Source organism: Methylomonas sp. EFPC3 (assembly GCF_029643245.1).
GTDB lineage: Bacteria > Pseudomonadota > Gammaproteobacteria > Methylococcales > Methylomonadaceae > Methylomonas > Methylomonas koyamae_B.
The window spans coordinates 2685161-2701184 of the sequence record NZ_CP116398.1; the positions used below are offsets into that span (position 1 = coordinate 2685161).

17 protein-coding genes are annotated in these 16024 nt (G+C 53.1%); 5 read left to right on the top strand and 12 right to left on the bottom strand.

From position 1 onward, the window contains the following. Positions 1–5: 5 nt before the first annotated feature. The 8 genes from fliM to hxlA all read right to left on the bottom strand — a co-directional run bounded on the left by fliM (position 6) and on the right by hxlA (position 8416). Positions 6–989, bottom strand: coding sequence for a flagellar motor switch protein FliM (fliM, locus tag PL263_RS12085; RefSeq protein WP_140913616.1), 984 nt, complete (start codon positions 987–989; stop codon positions 6–8). After that, positions 990–1532, bottom strand: coding sequence for a flagellar basal body-associated FliL family protein (locus PL263_RS12090; RefSeq protein ID WP_278209610.1), 543 nt, complete (start codon positions 1530–1532; stop codon positions 990–992). 284 nt (positions 1533–1816) lie between these two features. Next, positions 1817–2893, bottom strand: a complete 1077-nt coding sequence (fbaA, locus tag PL263_RS12095) for a class II fructose-bisphosphate aldolase (RefSeq protein WP_140913614.1) — start codon at positions 2891–2893, stop codon at positions 1817–1819. Between the two features lie 104 nt (positions 2894–2997). Beyond that, positions 2998–3987, bottom strand: coding sequence for a transaldolase (locus tag PL263_RS12100; RefSeq protein ID WP_140913613.1), 990 nt, complete (start codon positions 3985–3987; stop codon positions 2998–3000). 249 nt (positions 3988–4236) lie between these two features. Further along, a complete protein-coding gene (locus tag PL263_RS12105; RefSeq protein WP_278209611.1) occupies positions 4237–4947 on the bottom strand; it encodes an LPXTG cell wall anchor domain-containing protein in 711 nt (236 codons plus the stop codon). 75 nt (positions 4948–5022) lie between these two features. Continuing rightward, entirely contained in the window at positions 5023–7035 is a 2013-nt protein-coding gene (gene tkt, locus PL263_RS12110; RefSeq protein ID WP_278209571.1) for a transketolase, read from the bottom strand. Positions 7036–7231: 196 nt separating this feature from the next. Then, a complete protein-coding gene (gene hxlB / locus PL263_RS12115; protein ID WP_054763862.1) occupies positions 7232–7765 on the bottom strand; it encodes a 6-phospho-3-hexuloisomerase in 534 nt (177 codons plus the stop codon). 3 nt (positions 7766–7768) lie between these two features. Continuing rightward, positions 7769–8416, bottom strand: coding sequence for a 3-hexulose-6-phosphate synthase (gene hxlA, locus PL263_RS12120; RefSeq protein ID WP_260839145.1), 648 nt, complete (start codon positions 8414–8416; stop codon positions 7769–7771). Between the two features lie 339 nt (positions 8417–8755). Between hxlA and thpR the strand changes: the two genes are divergently transcribed. Both thpR and PL263_RS12130 read left to right on the top strand, forming a co-directional pair. Further along, entirely contained in the window at positions 8756–9268 is a 513-nt protein-coding gene (thpR, locus tag PL263_RS12125; RefSeq protein WP_278209612.1) for an RNA 2',3'-cyclic phosphodiesterase, read from the top strand. Between the two features lie 18 nt (positions 9269–9286). Continuing rightward, complete coding sequence (locus PL263_RS12130) at positions 9287–9634, top strand: phenylpyruvate tautomerase MIF-related protein (RefSeq protein ID WP_278209613.1); 348 nt, start codon at positions 9287–9289, stop codon at positions 9632–9634. Between the two features lie 102 nt (positions 9635–9736). Here PL263_RS12130 and PL263_RS12135 read toward each other — a convergent pair whose 3' ends face one another. The 4 genes from PL263_RS12135 to PL263_RS12150 all read right to left on the bottom strand — a co-directional run bounded on the left by PL263_RS12135 (position 9737) and on the right by PL263_RS12150 (position 12575). Further along, complete coding sequence (locus PL263_RS12135) at positions 9737–10048, bottom strand: helix-hairpin-helix domain-containing protein (RefSeq protein WP_278209614.1); 312 nt, start codon at positions 10046–10048, stop codon at positions 9737–9739. A 126-nt stretch (positions 10049–10174) separates the two neighbouring features. Next, a complete protein-coding gene (gene cmoB, locus PL263_RS12140) occupies positions 10175–11143 on the bottom strand; it encodes a tRNA 5-methoxyuridine(34)/uridine 5-oxyacetic acid(34) synthase CmoB (protein WP_278209615.1) in 969 nt (322 codons plus the stop codon). Then, entirely contained in the window at positions 11137–11868 is a 732-nt protein-coding gene (gene cmoA / locus PL263_RS12145; RefSeq protein ID WP_278209616.1) for a carboxy-S-adenosyl-L-methionine synthase CmoA, read from the bottom strand. The genes cmoB and cmoA overlap by 7 nt, the downstream gene beginning before the upstream one ends. 59 nt (positions 11869–11927) lie before the next feature. Beyond that, the gene (locus PL263_RS12150; RefSeq protein WP_278209617.1) at positions 11928–12575 is read right to left on the bottom strand and encodes an ABC transporter substrate-binding protein; all 648 of its coding nucleotides are present in this window, start codon (positions 12573–12575) and stop codon (positions 11928–11930) included. A gap of 137 nt (positions 12576–12712) precedes the next feature. Here PL263_RS12150 and hemB point away from each other — a divergent pair, with 137 nt between their 5' ends. The 3 genes from hemB (at position 12713) to PL263_RS12165 (ending at position 15975) form a co-directional block, all read left to right on the top strand. After that, the gene (hemB, locus tag PL263_RS12155) at positions 12713–13729 is read left to right on the top strand and encodes a porphobilinogen synthase (RefSeq protein ID WP_278212874.1); all 1017 of its coding nucleotides are present in this window, start codon (positions 12713–12715) and stop codon (positions 13727–13729) included. Between the two features lie 8 nt (positions 13730–13737). Next, positions 13738–14616 (top strand): shikimate dehydrogenase, encoded by an 879-nt coding sequence (gene aroE / locus PL263_RS12160; RefSeq protein WP_278209618.1) that lies wholly within the window; start codon positions 13738–13740, stop codon positions 14614–14616. Positions 14617–14694: 78 nt separating this feature from the next. After that, positions 14695–15975 (top strand): HDOD domain-containing protein, encoded by a 1281-nt coding sequence (locus PL263_RS12165; RefSeq protein WP_278209619.1) that lies wholly within the window; start codon positions 14695–14697, stop codon positions 15973–15975. The last annotated feature ends 49 nt before the right edge of the window (positions 15976–16024 follow it).

A 16024-nucleotide genomic window follows, 5' to 3' on the forward strand; every position in this document is an offset into this window, starting at 1 on the left:
ATGTCTCAAATATTATCGAGCGTCATTTTGTCAATAATTTCAATAGCATAATTGCCATCCGACAAGCCTAGCTTACCGCGAAATACCGGCACGTTCTCAACCTCCAACAACACGGTCTCCGGCAATTCGATCGGTATTACATCGCCTTTTTTAAGCGCGATGACTTCGCTGATAAACATTTCTTTTTCAACTAATTTGCTGTTCAATGTGACTTCGCTACGCATGATTTCGACCCGTAACGATTCCTGCCAACGACCATCGACTTCTCCTCGGTCGCTGGTGACAGCGTCTAATAACTCTCTGATCGGCTCAATCATCGAATACGGCATCGCGATGTTGATGTCGCCGCCGCCGCCCTCCAATTCCACGTGTATCGTCGATATGACTACGATCTCGGAAGGGCTGACGATATTGGCAAATTGCGGGTTTACTTCGGAATTAATGTATTCGAACTCGACATCCATCACCGGCTTCCAGGCTTCAGCCAAGTCCTTGAAAATCATGTCGATAATCAAGCGGATGATCCGCATCTCGGTAGGCGTGAACTCGCGACCTTCGACCTTGTTGTAAAACTGGCCGCCACCGCCAAAAAAGTTATCCACGGCAGTGAATACCAAGCGCGGTTCCATCACAATCAACGCCCGGCCGCGCAATGGCGACATCCTGATCACGTTCAAATTGGTCGGAACGAACAAACCCTGAATGAATTCGGAAAACTTCTGTACCTGTATCCCGGATACCGATATCTCGGCCGCACGGCGCAAAAAGTTGAACAATGCGATACGGAAATGGCGAGCGAAACGCTCGTTGACCATTTCCAAGGTCGGCATCCTGCCGCGAACGATTCGTTCTTGGCTATTGAAATCGTAAAGCCTGGTCGCCCCGCGACCGCGTTCGTCGTCGTCGGCCGCCGTTTCGACATCGCCGTCGTCTACGCCGTGCAGCAGCGCATCAATTTCATCCTGGGAGAGTAAATCGGCGGTAGACATTTATTGCATTATGAAATCAGTGAAATAGACTTCTTTAAGCGTATTCTTGCCTGCCATCTTTTCCAAAACCTTGCCAATCTCTTGTTGCATCATTGCCCGCAATTCCTGCTTACCTTCCAATGTCTTCGCTTTGTCGGCGCCCACCGAGCTAATGACCATCAGTAAATTGTTCCGGATCATCGGCTCGTGTTTTTTCATGGCTTCTATGCTGGCTTCGCCTTTGGTTAAAACGGTCAGAGAAATTTTGATGACTCGGGCGCTCGCCCCGCTCGGATAGTCGACCAGTAGAGGGGTAGGAAACGCGTAATACACATCGGGCTCGGGCGGCTTGTCGTGATCGGTTTCGGCTTCATGCGCGGACGACTCGGCATGTTTATCCTCGCCATGTTTTGCCTCGGCCGCTTCTTTGCCATTCTCGGCCGGTTTGGCCAAGAAAAAATAGGCCGCTCCACCGCCAGCCAACGCCAAGACAACCACCGCAATGATGATTATCAGTTTTTTGGATGATTTTTTTCCTTCGTCTTTTCCTTGAGTTTCAGCCATTTTTCACCTTTATTACTCTTAAAGCACAACGCATGCCACGTTATTGGTCAAACCGAAAACCAAGAGTATGCCGACTCAGTGTTTTTCGATCATACAAGAAAAATCATGGTTTTAGAATGATAGTATAGTCGGCCGAAAGAATACGGCGAGGCTACAAAACCGAATTTAGCGTGCTGAGACAGCATGGACTGGCGGAACGGATCGTCAACAATTTGACTAATTGCCAACGACGAGTAAGCGGGAAGCTGCAAAAGCAGAATGCTTTTGCAGCTGGATAGCACTTGTTACAAAGAGTTGACGGCGTTCAGTTCTTGGAACGCTTGCTGCAGACGGACAACCATGCCTTCTTGGCCGGCGCGTTGCCATACCCGAGGATCATAGTATTTTTTGTTCGGCTTATCGGCGCCTTCCGGATTGCCGATTTGGCCTTGCAAATAGCCTTCGTTCTTCTTGTAGTAGTTCATCACGCCTTCCCATGAAGCCCATTGGGTATCGGTGTCAATATTCATTTTGACGACACCGTAGCTGATGGATTCTTTGATTTCCTCCGGAGAAGAACCCGAGCCGCCGTGGAAGACAAAGGTCAATGAGTTATTCGGCAGGCCGAATTTTTCGGACACGTATTTTTGCGAGTTGTCCAAAATTTTTGGGGTCAGTTTGACATTACCGGGTGAGTACACGCCGTGAACGTTACCGAATGATGCGGCAATGGTGAAGCGGTGGCTGATTTTGCTCAAGCGCTCGTAAGCGTAGGCAACATCCTCCGGTTGGGTGTACAACGCAGAGTGGTCCATGCCGCTGTTATCGACGCCGTCTTCTTCGCCGCCGGTGCAACCCAATTCGATTTCCAGCGTCATGCCCATTTTCGACATGCGTTCCAGATATTTACCACAAATTTCGATATTTTCTTCCAGGCTTTCTTCGGAAAGATCCAACATGTGCGAGCTGAATAGCGGTTTGCCGGTCGCTGCGAAATGTCTTTCACCTTCATCCAGCATACCGTCTACCCAAGGCAGCAATTTTTTAGCGGCATGGTCGGTATGTAAAATCACAGGCACGCCATAGAGTTCCGCCATCCGGTGAACATGGTGCGCGCCGGAGATTGCACCGTGAATCGAACAGCCTTGGCCTTCCAATTTCAAGCCTTTGCCGGCAACAAACGCCGCACCGCCGTTGGAAAACTGGACGATAACAGGTGATTTGGCTTTGGCCGCCGCTTCTAAAACGGAGTTAATGGTATCGGTGCTGATTACGTTAACCGCTGGCAGTGCAAATTTGTTTTCTTTGCAGATCGCAAAGACTTTTTGCACATCTTCACCGGTGACAACGCCAGGTTTTACTACATCTAAAATTTTTGCCATGAATTTTACCTATATAACAATGAACAAAGGCCGCGTACTCGATTCGGCGGCCTTGCATATCAACTTAAGTCGCGCACAACATTGATTGTGCGCGATTACAGCGCTTACGCTTCCAGCGCCGCCAAACGGTCGGCCAACAATTTCTCTAGAGTTTCCAATGCCTTGGCGAAACCGTCGATACCTTCTTTCAATTTCTCATTTGCCATGCGGTTTTCTTCGTGCATACGCTCGAAAGTCGCTTTATCAACACTGATTTTCTCGATAGAAGCGGACGCAGCTTTGGCCGGATCCAGTTTGCGCGGCAGTTCGCCTTCAACAGATTGCAGCTCAGCCAGCAAGGAAGGCGCAATGGTCAACAAATCGCAACCAGCCAGTTCGGTAATCTCGCCGAGGTTACGGAAGCTTGCACCCATTACTTCAGTCTTATAGCCGAATTTTTTGTAGTAGTTGTAAACTTCAGTTACCGACAAGACACCTGGATCTTCATCCGGTGCGTAAGAATCGCGACCGGTGTCTTTTTTGTACCAGTCCAAGATACGGCCGACGAAAGGCGAGATCAGCTGAATACCGTTTTCAGCGCACGCGATCGCTTGATGCATGCCAAACAGCAGGGTGAGGTTGGTGTGAATGTTTTCCTTTTCCAGCACCGCGGCAGCTTGAATGCCTTCCCATGTGGCAGCGATCTTGATCAGAATCCGCTTCTCGGTGTCGATACCGGCAGCTTTATACTGAGCGATAATGTCGCGAGCCTTGGCCAGAGTACCTTCGGTGTCGTAAGACAAACGAGCGTCAACTTCGGTTGAAACGCGGCCTTCAATGATTTCCAGTATTTTTAAACCGAATGAAACCGCCAGACGATCGAAAGCCAAGGAAGCAACTTCCGCAGGAGAAGCGCTAGCGCCCAAAGTTGCGCGAGCCGATTTCAAGGTATCGTCGACGATGCCTTGATATTGTGGCATCTGTGCTGCAGCGGTAATCAAAGATGGGTTGGTAGTCGCATCGCGCGGCTTGAAAGTTTCGATTGCTTGAATGTCGCCGGTGTCGGCCACCACGACAGTCATTTCACGAAGTTGTTCTAATAAGTTTTTTGCCATAAAAATATCCTCGGTTAATGTATTCCCTTTGCGTCGGCAAAATCGTTGCTGAAGTGGAACGCTTCAGCTACCGATTCGCACTTGATGCTTGATGGGGAGTTTTTCCAAAATTGGGTATATGAGACTGAATCGCCACTTGACATATTTTGAGGCCATTCGGCTCTCCAAAACACGCTAAGTGGCGATTCCGCAGATAACGGCGGGACAATCACCCCACCGGACTTCTACCTAAGAATAATTCGCGATAAATTACACTTTATCGCGCAAATACTTTTCCACGCCTGTGGCTTTCGCCGCAGCGCCTTCTCTGTCCTTGATGATTTGCTTCGCCATATATTTAGCAACACCGGTTGCAGGAGTGGAGTCTTGTTTCTCCAAATACTTAGCAACGCCGGTTTTATTAATACCCAGTCTGTCGATATATTTTTCGACGCCTGTAGAGCCGCTAGCATCGCCGTAAGTCGCGTCTGAACCACCGCCGGAAGCGGAACCGGCTCCACCTTTCTTGTTAAACAGGAAGAAGCCAACAGCAGCCAAGGCGACCAGCCCCAACAAACTGTTGTTGGACGAACCTTTTTCTCCGGCACTTGAACTTACCTCCTCGCTAGCGTCGCTGCTCGCTGCCGACGCAGACGATGCGGAAGACGAACGGGCACCAGGTGCTTGCGGAGCGGTCTTATCGTGTTTATAAGCCGAGTCGCTGAAAACTACTTTGGGGTGGAAATTGGTCGCAGGATAATTTGGATCGTTTTCTACCACTTCTACAGCTTTAGCAGCCGGCGCAGGCGCGGCTGCTTTAGCGGCGGGAGCTGCTTCCGGTTTGTAATCCGGATTGGTATACAGAACTTTTGGCTGATAATCAGCCGCCGGATAATCCGACTCTGCCATTGCTACGGAACTGGTCAGCAATAACGCCGCCATTACGCCTTTTGTCAATTCATTCATTTTCACGTCTTTCACCTATAGCTGTTGGAAAAGAGAAGCCCGGCCATTTGATATTTCAAAAGCCGGAGCTTCGCCTACTGATTATCAAAATTAAAGAACGGCTTCGACGTTAGCGACGACATTGTCCACGGTGAAGCCGAACTCTTTGAAGAGCTGGCCGGCCGGGGCCGATTCGCCGAAACGGTCCATGCCTACCACGCGGCCTTGGCTGCCGGCATATTTCCACCAGCTGTCGGTCACGCCCGCTTCGACCACGACGCGTTTGGTCACGCTCGCTGGCAATACGCTGTCTTTGTAGGCCTGGTCCTGGGCTTCGAACACGTTGGTCGACGGCATGGACACCACGCGGATGTTTTTGCCTTTCGCGGCCAGCGCTTCGGCAGCTTTGACGGCCAGTTCGACTTCGGAACCGGTGGCGATGATGATCGCATCCGGGGTGCCGTTGCTGTCTTTCAGGATGTAACCGCCTTTGGCAATCGCGTCGATCTGGGCTTGGCTACGAGCCATGTGCGGCAGGTTTTGCCGTGAGAAGATCAGGGTGCTCGGGCCGTCTTGGCGTTCGATCGCCGCTTTCCAGCAAATCGCCGATTCGACCGCGTCGCACGGACGCCAGACGTGCATGTTCGGAATCATGCGCAAGGTGGCGGTTTGTTCGATCGGTTGGTGGGTCGGACCGTCTTCGCCCAGGCCGATGGAGTCGTGGGTGTAGACGAAGATGGTCGGCGCTTTCATCAGGGCGGCCATGCGCAGGGCGTTACGGGCGTATTCGCTGAACATCAGGAAGGTGGCGCCGTAGGCTTTGAAGCCGCCGTGCAGGGTGATGCCGTTCATGATGGCGCTCATGCCGAATTCGCGCACGCCGTAGTAGGCGTAGTTGCCGTCGTGACCAGGGGCGTTGATGTCTTTGCAGCCTTTCCACAGGGTCAGGTTGGAGCCGGCCAGGTCGGCGGAGCCGCCCAGCAGTTCCGGCAGCAACGGGCCGAAGCCGTTCAGGGTGTTTTGCGAGGCTTTGCGGCTGGCGATGGTTTCGGCTTTGGCGTTGACGTCGGCGATGAAGGCGTTGGCTTTTTCGCTCCAGTCGGCTGGTAATTTACCGGCCATGCGGCGTTCGAATTCGGCAGCCAGTTCCGGGTGCGCGGCTTGGTAGGCGGCGAATTTGGCGTTCCAGGCGCTTTCCAAACGGTCGCCTTTGGCTTTGGCGTCCCATCCGGCGTAGATGTCGGCCGGAATTTCGAACGGGGCGTGCGGCCAGCCCAGTTGTTCGCGGGTGGCGGCCACTTCGGCTTCACCCAGCGCAGCACCATGGCATTCTTCTTTACCTTGTTTGTTCGGCGAGCCGAAGCCGATGATGGTTTGGCAGCAGATGATGGACGGTTTGTCGCTGACTTTTTTGGCTTCTTCGATGGCTTTTTTCACTGCGTCCGGGTCGTGGCCGTCGACTTTGGGGATGACGTGCCAGCCGTAGGCTTCGAAGCGGGCCGGGGTGTTGTCCAGGAACCAGCCGGTGACGTCGCCGTGACCGCGGACTTCGCCGTCGATGGAGATGTTGTTGTCGTCGTAGATGGCGATCAGTTTGCCCAGTTTCATGGAGCCGGCCAGCGAGCAGGCTTCGTGGGAGATGCCTTCCATCAGGCAGCCGTCACCCAGGAATACGTAGGTGTGGTGGTCGACGATGTCATGACCGGGGCGGTTGAATTGGCCGGCCAGGGCGCGTTCGGCGATGGCGAAACCGACAGCATTGGTGATGCCTTGGCCCAGCGGGCCGGTGGTGGTTTCGACGCCGTCGGTGTAGCCGTATTCAGGGTGGCCCGGGGTTTTGGAATGCAGTTGACGGAACTGTTTCAGTTCGTCGATCGGCAGGTTGTAGCCCGACAGGTGCAACAATGAGTAAATCAGCATGGAGCCGTGACCGTTGGACAGCACGAAGCGGTCGCGGTTGGCCCATTTCGGGTTATTGGGGTTGTGGTTCAGAAAATCGTTCCACAGTACTTCGGCGATATCGGCCATCCCCATCGGGGCTCCAGGGTGTCCTGAATTGGCTTTTTGTACCGCGTCCATGCTAAGTGCGCGGATGGCGTTCGCTAAGTCTCGACGCGAAGGCATGTTGGTCTCCTTTAACTTGTTATTTTAAGTGCACGTTTGTGATGTCAAACGCCGCTCTGGCTGAGGCTTGGTAAATTTCAAGGAAGACCAATACCACACTCTTGCTCTTAGACTGCTGGAATCGGTATCACCTTGACGCCCACTTGTTATCTGTTGGGCCTACGGCAGGCTGCGCCAGACCGTAGGCTATACGCAATTATTCCAAATTGGCGTGTCTTGATCTCATTTCCTCTTCGGGAATACCTTTCTCGTGAATTACGTGAGAAATGGTAGCTTCCAAAAACAGCAAGGTGGACAATTCAAACACAGTACCCATAGGCATGCCTTTAACTTTGCCGTATTGCTCGGAACGGCCGATTTGCAGCGTAATATCCGCCATATCGCCAATAGTCGAGTCGTCCTTGGCAGAAATCAATACGATTTTAGCGCCGACTTCTTTCGCTTTTTTGGTAAACGCGATCAATTGCTCTGTTTCGCCAGAACCGGAAATGATGATTAACAAATCACCGTTTTTAATGCTCGGCGTTACAATTTCCCCAACAACACTGACGTCATAACCGCCGTGCATCAAGCGCATGGCGAAGAAATTACCAACGAGCTTCGAGCGACCGGCACCAGAGACGAAGATTCTCTTGGCTTGATCCAGCATATCGACCAAAGCTTTGTCGTGCGAATCGGGGGTGGCTTCCAGAATGCTGGAAATTTTGTTTATGATTAACTCTTGATGCATGGCTTACACCGCCGCCGCGTCAACCAATTCACGGATTTCACGAGCCGCTTCGGCAGGTGATGGCGCACCGTAAATAGCCGCACCGACGACGATGATATTGGCACCGGCTTTAACGGTTTGGTCGATGGTTGCCGGTTTAATACCGCCGGCAACAGAAACGCGAACGTTCAAACCCAAAGAAGCGACTTCATTCAAGTCGGTGAATGGGGTTTGACCAGCCGCTTGCGCGTCCAGACCGGTGTGAACGCCCATGATTTGCGCGCCCAGTTTGGCTGATTCGCGTGCGCACTCGGATTTGCTTGGCACGTTGATCAGGTCAACTTGTACTTCAGCAGCGTATTTTTTTGCCGCTTTGATTACGCCACCGATGGTAGCCAAACCGGATACGCCCAATACGGTGCAGATATCTGCGCCGGCTGCGTAGAAAGCGCCTGCTTCGTATTCGCCGGCGTCCATGGTTTTCAGGTCGACCAACAACAATTTGTCTGGGTAACGGTTTCTCAACTCTTTCACCAAGTTGACGCCGTTATATTTGATGCAAGGGGTACCGATTTCAAAGATATCGACATAAGGGGCGACTTGGTCAGCCAATGCCACAGTTTGGTTGAAATCCAGTGAGTCCAACGCCATTTGAATTAATGGTCTTGCCATGTGATGTGCTCCGAAAGTTTTTAATTTTTAGTAATAGCCGATTCTTGCAAATTGCCACAACCCGCTAGGCTTGTCACGTACGTGTGATGCATCTGTAACTGTAAGATAGAAACAGCAGGTATGTCAATCCTTAGCAACCGCAAGCGCCACATAGGCTGACGACGCAATCGAAATGCTACATTTGCGTAACGGACAGATCGCATGCCACTAAAAACCCTTCCCACCCCGCACCTCGGAACTACACCGCAATCGATCGCGTTATTGCCAAACCGGAATTGCAAAACTCGGCAACAAACCGCACACTTCGACACTGCACTTCCGACACAGGAGGATAGCTGATTGAGACGCCTGTTTTTTGCACTATGGCCCACTCCGGCCACGCGTTCGGCATGCGCCGCCGTTTGCAAACAACTGGCTGGTTGCGGCAAACCGGTTGCAACACACAATCTGCACATTACCTTGCTATTTTTGGGCAAGGTCAACGCCAAGCAGCAGACAGAGGTGACGCAGGAAGCGGCCAAACTCAAAGATATTCCAACCGAGCTTGTATTAGACCGACTGGATTTCTGGGAAAAACCGAAAGTCTTGTGCCTGACAGCGAGCGGTTTCGATCCAAACTTCCTGCGATTCCACACCGAGCTGGCCGGAATTGCAGACCGAAGCGGCATTATTACCGACTGCCGGCCTTACAAGCCACATGCCACGTTAACCAAAAAAGCCCGCTGCAAACCCGAAGTGAATATAACCCCTGTCTTGTGGCAATCGAACGGATTTTGCCTGGCGGAATCCCTCCATACCCCTTCGGGCGTAGAATACCGGATCGTCGAACGATGGCACGACATCAATGCATAAACTCGTGAAGGAGAACGCATGCCTTACCTGAAACTCAACACCAACTCCCCAGTAAATGTCGAGCAAGCCAAGGAATTACTCGGCGAATTATCCAAACTTGTCGCAACCGAGACCGGTAAACCCGAACGCTACGTGATGGTTCAATTGGCCAGCGAGGGCTCTATGCTTTTCGCCGGCAACGACCAGCCCCTGGCCTACTTGGAATGCAAAAGTATCGGCTTGACCAAAAACCAAGCACAAAACTTAGCCGCAGAGCTGTGCCAGCTCCTGTCAAATAAACTGGAGATCAAGCCGGATCGGATTTATATCGAGTTCAGCAAATGTCCGGCGGAATTTTGGGGCTGGAACGGCGGCACTTTCGGCTAAAGCCCGCCCCCTATAATACAGCGGATCGACCTCCAGGGGGCGGAGCAATCGGTTGCGGCACCAGCCGCAACACAATTCAATCAAGAGCCGGAAATCAGGCGCCTATTTGGCTTTTTTCGGCTCTGCCGACTTTTCCGATTTCGCTGACTTTTCCGCTGCCGCTGAATCGCCGAATATTATGTTCTTCTCGTTTTGCTGAACCGTTTTTGCACCGATACCAGGGACATTTTCCAGATCCTTTGGCGTCTTAAAATCCCCATGCTCCTTTCGGTACTGCAAAATCGCTTCCGCTTTCTTCGGCCCGATTCCGGTTAACTCCTTAGCGATGGTCTCGGCATCCGCTCGATTGATGTCAATCGGCTCGGCAAACACAGAGAAGGAACATAACATCAAAATGGTAATTAATTTTTTCATATTTGGACTCCCGTTTTAATGGTTGAATGCCTGAAAAAACCGAACCCGTGTCGGCGCATTTTTCAAGCTAGGCAATTCTAGAATGTTACTGTCGAATTACAATAATTTAGAATTGCCAACCTATATTTAAACGCTAGCCTTCAGAATCGCCCGCATCGGTGCCGGCAAACCTTCGCTGGTCAACTTGGGAGAACCCGGATTGAGAAAATCGGCCAAGGAATGAAACCGCATCCATTCCGTACTACGCTGCTCCTCGACCGTGGTTTTGCCGACATGCAGCAACTGAATATCCTTATAGCCGCAACGCTGCATCCATAATTCCAGCGCCTGGCAACTGGGCAAAAACCAGACGTTGCGCATTTGCGCGTAACGGCCGGCCGGCAGTAAAACTTGGCGCTCGTCACCCTCGACCACCAGCGTTTCCAGAACCAACTCGCCGCCCGGCCGCAAACAACCTTTCAATTCCAACAAATGATCGATCGGCGAGCGCCTGTGGTACAACACCCCCATCGAAAACACGGTATCGAACCATCCCAAATTGGCCGGCACGTCTTCGATCCCCAGCGGCAAGACGTAAATCGGCGCCGGCCCGTGGAGCTTACGTATCGCCTGAAACTGCATCACGCTGAGCATGGTAGGATCGATGCCAACCACCAATCGCGCCCCCGCTCCCAGCATTCGCCAACAGTGGTAACCATTACCACAGCCGACGTCGAGCACTGCCCGATTTGACAGCGGAGCGATCCCATTTTTCAGACGCTCCCATTTCCAATCGGAACGCCATTCGGTATCGATATCGATGCCAAATATCCGGTAAGGCCCTTTCCGCCAAGGATGCAACTTCATCAGCTGTTCGCGCAATTGCTCTCTGGCAACATCGGAAATATCCGAATCGACACCGATCCGCACCGCATTCGCCAAATCGATACTGGAGGCCGGGTAACGCGGCAAATCGTCAACCACCTGGCGCCAACGCGGCAAATCGCCGTGCGCGGCATCGTTAAACGCCGCAGCCAATTGTCCGGGCAAACTCTCACCCCAAACCCGGTCGCCCGCCTCCCGTAGTGAGGCGTACAAATCGTCGTAACCTAACATTTCAACGCAATCATCGATGCGAAGTTGAAATACTGGAACCAAACCTCGACACTGGAAAAACCCACTGAAACCAAGCGCTGCCGATGCACTGCAAACGTTTCCGGAATCAGCACGTTTTCCAGCGCACTGCGCTTTTGGCTGATTTCCAGCTCGCTGTAGCCCTGTGCCTTTTTGAACAAGTGATGCATCTCGGTCTGCAATTCCTGTTGCCGCGTATCATCGAACGCCAATTTTTCCGACAAAATCAAAATTCCGCCGGGCAGCAATCCACCATAGAGCTTGGCCAAGAAAGCCTCCCGGTCCGCCAACGGAATAAATTGCAGCGTAAAATTCAACACCACGACCGACGCGTTCTCGATCGGGATGTCGCGAATGTCGGCACACACCACATCCACCCCCGCGACCGCAGAGTCCGCTAGATTTTTCCGACACTGCTCGACCATTGCTTCGGAACAATCGACGGCCACGACACGGCAATTCTTCGCGGTGATTTGCTGCCGCATAGCCAGACTCGCCGCCCCCAGAGAACAGCCCAAGTCGAAGCAAACGCTGTCATCCCTGGCAAAGCGGCCGGCCAACAGGCCGATGGCCGAGATAATCGCCGGATAGCCGGGCACCGAACGCTGAATCATGTCCGGAAACACCTTGACCACGGCTTCGTCGAATTTAAATGCACCGACTTCGCCAAGCGGATTGGCGTAAAGAGAATCTTTGAGGGATGACATGAACAGGAAGCTGGATTCCGGCCCCACCTTTAGGCGTGGCCGGAATCCGAGGAGAACACTTAGGAGTTGTTTTTGGCGTTTAGCGCTTCAGTATTGCGTTTCGCCAACTGATTTATTACTTCCTGCAACGAACCGGTACGCTCGACTTCGTTTTTGAAACTGGTCCGATAGTTGGTCACTAAACTGACGCCTTCGATCATGATGTCGTAAGCTTTCCACTGGCCTTTAACGTTCAACATCCGGTAATTGACCGCTATCGGCTGCAATCCAGGCTGCAATACTTCGGTTTTGATCAAGACTTTGCGCTCGTCCTCTTCCGGCGTCACCGGCAAAAACCGGATGGACCAATCCTTAAACTCGAAAAACGCTCTGGAATAGGTTCTGATCAGCAGAGTTTGAAATTCCTTTTTGAAACTTTCCTTCTCAGAGGGGGAAGCGTCCTTCCACAGCTTACCCAGCACCAGCGACGAAATCAGATCGAAATCGACATGCGGATAAATCACCTCTTGAACGAAGGCATTGATTTTTTGGAAATCGTGCGGAAAATTCGGGTCCTGCAGACGTTGCTTGAGCTTATTGGAAGCGTCTTCAATCGCCATTTGCGGTTCGCTTAGGTCGGCGGCCGCTACCGGCGCGATCGTAGACAAGACTGCAAATACGCTAAAAACCAACACAGACATAAAACGCATATAAGTTCGGATACTCATAAAATCATCTCAAAAGGAATTGCCGGCTAAATTAGAGTGCCCCGATTCGATACACTGCTAGAATAAAGGCCTGAGCCGGTCAAGCGAAAGACTTCGGTCCACCCTCCGTGGATCGACCAATGCCCTATTATATTACTATGGATCAGATGCCACACCCTAAAGACTTTTTCCCAGCCACCCGGATGCGGCGCATGCGCTTTCAGACTTTTTCCCGCCGGCTGATGCAGGAGAACCGCCTAAGCTGTGACGACTTGATTTGCCCGCTGTTTGTCATCGAAGGCCAAAACCAGCAGCAATCCGTCGCCTCAATGCCCGGTGTCAACCGGTTGTCGATAGACTTATTACTCAAGGAAGCGGAAACCTTGTTGGAGCTGGGCATACCCGCGATAGCCTTGTTTCCCGTGATTGATCCGGCCCAGAAGTCCTTGGCGGCAGAGGAAGCATTCAACCCGGACGGCTTGGCGCAACGCTGCGTAAGAGCGCTGAAAGCTGAGCTGCCGGAACTCGGCGTAATCACCGATATCGCCTTGGACCCGTTCACATCGCACGGCCAAGACGGTCTGCTGAACGAACAAGGCTACGTAGTCAACGACGAAACCGTGGCCGTGCTATGCAAGCAGGCCTTGTCCCACGCCGAAGCCGGCGCCGACATTGTCGCGCCCTCGGACATGATGGACGGCCGGATCGGCGCGATTCGTAATACTTTGGAAAACCACGGTTTTACCAACACCCGGATTCTGGCTTATTCGGCCAAATACGCCTCCAGTTTTTACGGTCCGTTCCGTGATGCGGTCGGCTCGGCCGGTAACTTGGCCGGCGGCAACAAATACAGCTACCAGATGGACCCGGCCAATTCGGACGAAGCCCTGCGCGAAATCGCGCTGGATCTGCAGGAAGGCGCCGACATGATCATGGTCAAACCCGGCATGCCTTATCTGGACATCATCCGCCGCGCCAAAGACCACTTTGGCGTACCGACCTTCGCCTATCAGGTCAGCGGCGAATACGCCATGCTGAAGGCTGCCAGCGCCAACGGCTGGCTGGACGAACGGCAAGTCGTGCTGGAATCGCTGCTGGCCTTCAAACGTGCCGGCTGCGACGCCATCCTGACCTATTACGCCAAAGCCGCCGCCCAGTGGCTCAGCCGAGGATGATCTCCGGCATGAACGATAACCTCTACAGCGTCGCCAACATCCCCGACTCGAGCCTATCCGATCGATACGCGGTATTCGGCCATCCGATCAACCACAGTAAATCGCCCAGAATACACAAACTGTTTGCCGAGCAAACCGGTCAAAATCTGGCGTACTCGGCACAGGACGTCCCCGCGGACAACTTTACAGCCGCGGCAGATGCTTTTTTTAGCGCCGGCGGCAAAGGCCTGAACTGCACGGTGCCATTGAAGGAACTGGCGTGGCGTTATGCAGACCGGCTCAGCGAGGCCGCCGAAGCGGCCAAGGCGGTAAATACCCTGGCGTTGACCGCCGACGGCAGCATTTTGGGCGACAATACCGACGGCACCGGCCTGTTGAACGACCTGACCGCGAACCTCCAGCTCAATCTGCCGGGAACCGCCATTCTGATCCTCGGTGCAGGCGGTGCCTGCCGCGGCATTGTCGCCCCGTTGCTGAAGCGAAACCCGGCCAGCCTGGTGATCGCCAATCGGACACCTGCCAGAGCTCATACCATCGCCGACGACTTCAAGTCTCTCGGCGCGGTGGACGCCTGCGGTTACGACGCCCTGGCCGGCCGCTGTTTCGATCTGATCATCAACGCCACCGCGGCCAGCCTCAGCGACGAACTCCCGCCGCTTCCCGCCGGCCTGCTCGCCGAAAACGGCACCTGCTACGACTTGGCCTACGCCAACCGGCCGACCGCCTTCGTCCGCTGGGGCTTGGCCAATGGCGCGGCAAAAAGTGTCGACGGTCTAGGCATGTTGGTGGAACAAGCCGCCGAGGCGTTCTATATTTGGCGAGGAGTCCGCCCTGCCACCGCACCGGTGATCGGCTTGCTCGACCAAGAACGCCGAGAGACCAACTGAACCCGGACAAATGACAAACACGCCGACAAACGGCGACAATCACCCGCAAAACGACTTCTATACGGTTATTGGAACAGCATGAGTGGAATCAGATCTTTTTTCGAAAAAGCCCAGGCCAAGCTGCACAAGCAACACGCCGGACAACCCATTACACCGGAGACGTTGAAACAGCTATTTCCGATCCGGAATCTCAGCGACGAAATCCTGCAAACCTTTTCCACCGACAACCACGTGGAAAGCCTGAGCGCGGGTAGTATCCTGTATAACGTCAACGAACAGGCCACCTGTGCGATTTACCTGTTGCAGGGCACCGTCACGCTGGCCGACCACAACGGCAAGAGTTACGAAATCGTGGCCGGCAGCGCCCAAGCCAAGTTTCCGATCTGTAGCGGCACCAAGCACACCGCCACCGCGACCGCCAAAACCGACGTCGACATCCTGCGGGTATCGTTGAAAATCATGTTGACGCCCAGTCGGCAGGACCACGGCAAACTGGAAATACCCGAAGAGTTGCATGACAACCGCCTGCTGGCGTTGTTCGCCGAACACTTCCAGAATTCCGACCACGAAATCGAAATACCGTCCCTGCCGGAAGTCGCCATCAATCTGCGCAAGGCCATCCAAAAAGATGTCAATATCGACGAAGCGGTCAAGATCATCCAACTTGATCCCGCGATCTCCGCCAAATTGATCGAAGTTGCCAACTGCCCGCTGTACTTGACCGCGGTGCGCGCCAAAAACTGTAAAGAAGCCGTGATCCGCATCGGCTTGAACGCCACCCGCAATTTGGTCACCGCATTGAGCATGCGGCAAATTTTCAAAAGCAAATCGCCACTGATCAAAAGCCATTTGGAAAACTTGTGGAAACAAAGCCTGTATTTGTCGGGCCTTTGCCACGTGCTGGCCAGCCATACCCGCGAACAAAATCCGGAGAACGCGCTATTGGCGGGCTTGGTTTGCGACATCGGCGTGATCCCGTTCCTGAACTTCGTCGCCAACCTGCCTAACGAATACCACAACGAAAGCGAGATCGAACAAGCCATCCCGGTCATCAAGGGGCCGGTCGGCGCCGTGGTCTTAAAAGAATGGGATTTTGCGGAAGAATTCCTCGACGTTGCCCTGTCCAGCAGCAATTGGTACCAAAACAGCCATGAAAAACTGACGCTGACCGATATCGTAGTGTTGTCGCGCCTGCATGCGCAGATAGGCAAAACCGCGTCTTCCGAGCTGCCGGCGATCACTGCCATTCCGGCCGCCAGCAAACTGAAAAATTTCTCGTTGTCTCCGGAAAACACACTGGCGATCCTACACGACGCCAAAGCCAAAATTCACGAAGCCCTGAGTATTTTCTCGACCTGACCGCATGTTCTTAAAGCTATTTAAAAAAACCGCCGAACCAAGCGAGCGA

Excerpts from the sequence above, each read along its gene's own strand:
- fliM (WP_140913616.1), bottom strand. The coding sequence starts at position 989 with ATGTCTACCGCCGATTTACTCTCCCAGGATGAAATTGATGCGCTGCTG.
- PL263_RS12090 (WP_278209610.1), bottom strand. The coding sequence starts at position 1,532 with ATGGCTGAAACTCAAGGAAAAGACGAAGGAAAAAAATCATCCAAAAAA.
- fbaA (WP_140913614.1), bottom strand. The coding sequence starts at position 2,893 with ATGGCAAAAATTTTAGATGTAGTAAAACCTGGCGTTGTCACCGGTGAA.
- PL263_RS12100 (WP_140913613.1), bottom strand. The coding sequence starts at position 3,987 with ATGGCAAAAAACTTATTAGAACAACTTCGTGAAATGACTGTCGTGGTG.
- tkt (WP_278209571.1), bottom strand. The coding sequence starts at position 7,035 with ATGCCTTCGCGTCGAGACTTAGCGAACGCCATCCGCGCACTTAGCATG.
- hxlB (WP_054763862.1), bottom strand. The coding sequence starts at position 7,765 with ATGCATCAAGAGTTAATCATAAACAAAATTTCCAGCATTCTGGAAGCC.
- hxlA (WP_260839145.1), bottom strand. The coding sequence starts at position 8,416 with ATGGCAAGACCATTAATTCAAATGGCGTTGGACTCACTGGATTTCAAC.
- PL263_RS12130 (WP_278209613.1), top strand. The coding sequence starts at position 9,287 with ATGCCTTACCTGAAACTCAACACCAACTCCCCAGTAAATGTCGAGCAA.
- PL263_RS12135 (WP_278209614.1), bottom strand. The coding sequence starts at position 10,048 with ATGAAAAAATTAATTACCATTTTGATGTTATGTTCCTTCTCTGTGTTT.
- cmoB (WP_278209615.1), bottom strand. The coding sequence starts at position 11,143 with ATGTTAGGTTACGACGATTTGTACGCCTCACTACGGGAGGCGGGCGAC.
- cmoA (WP_278209616.1), bottom strand. The coding sequence starts at position 11,868 with ATGTCATCCCTCAAAGATTCTCTTTACGCCAATCCGCTTGGCGAAGTC.
- PL263_RS12150 (WP_278209617.1), bottom strand. The coding sequence starts at position 12,575 with ATGAGTATCCGAACTTATATGCGTTTTATGTCTGTGTTGGTTTTTAGC.
- hemB (WP_278212874.1), top strand. The coding sequence starts at position 12,713 with ATGGATCAGATGCCACACCCTAAAGACTTTTTCCCAGCCACCCGGATG.
- aroE (WP_278209618.1), top strand. The coding sequence starts at position 13,738 with ATGAACGATAACCTCTACAGCGTCGCCAACATCCCCGACTCGAGCCTA.
- PL263_RS12165 (WP_278209619.1), top strand. The coding sequence starts at position 14,695 with ATGAGTGGAATCAGATCTTTTTTCGAAAAAGCCCAGGCCAAGCTGCAC.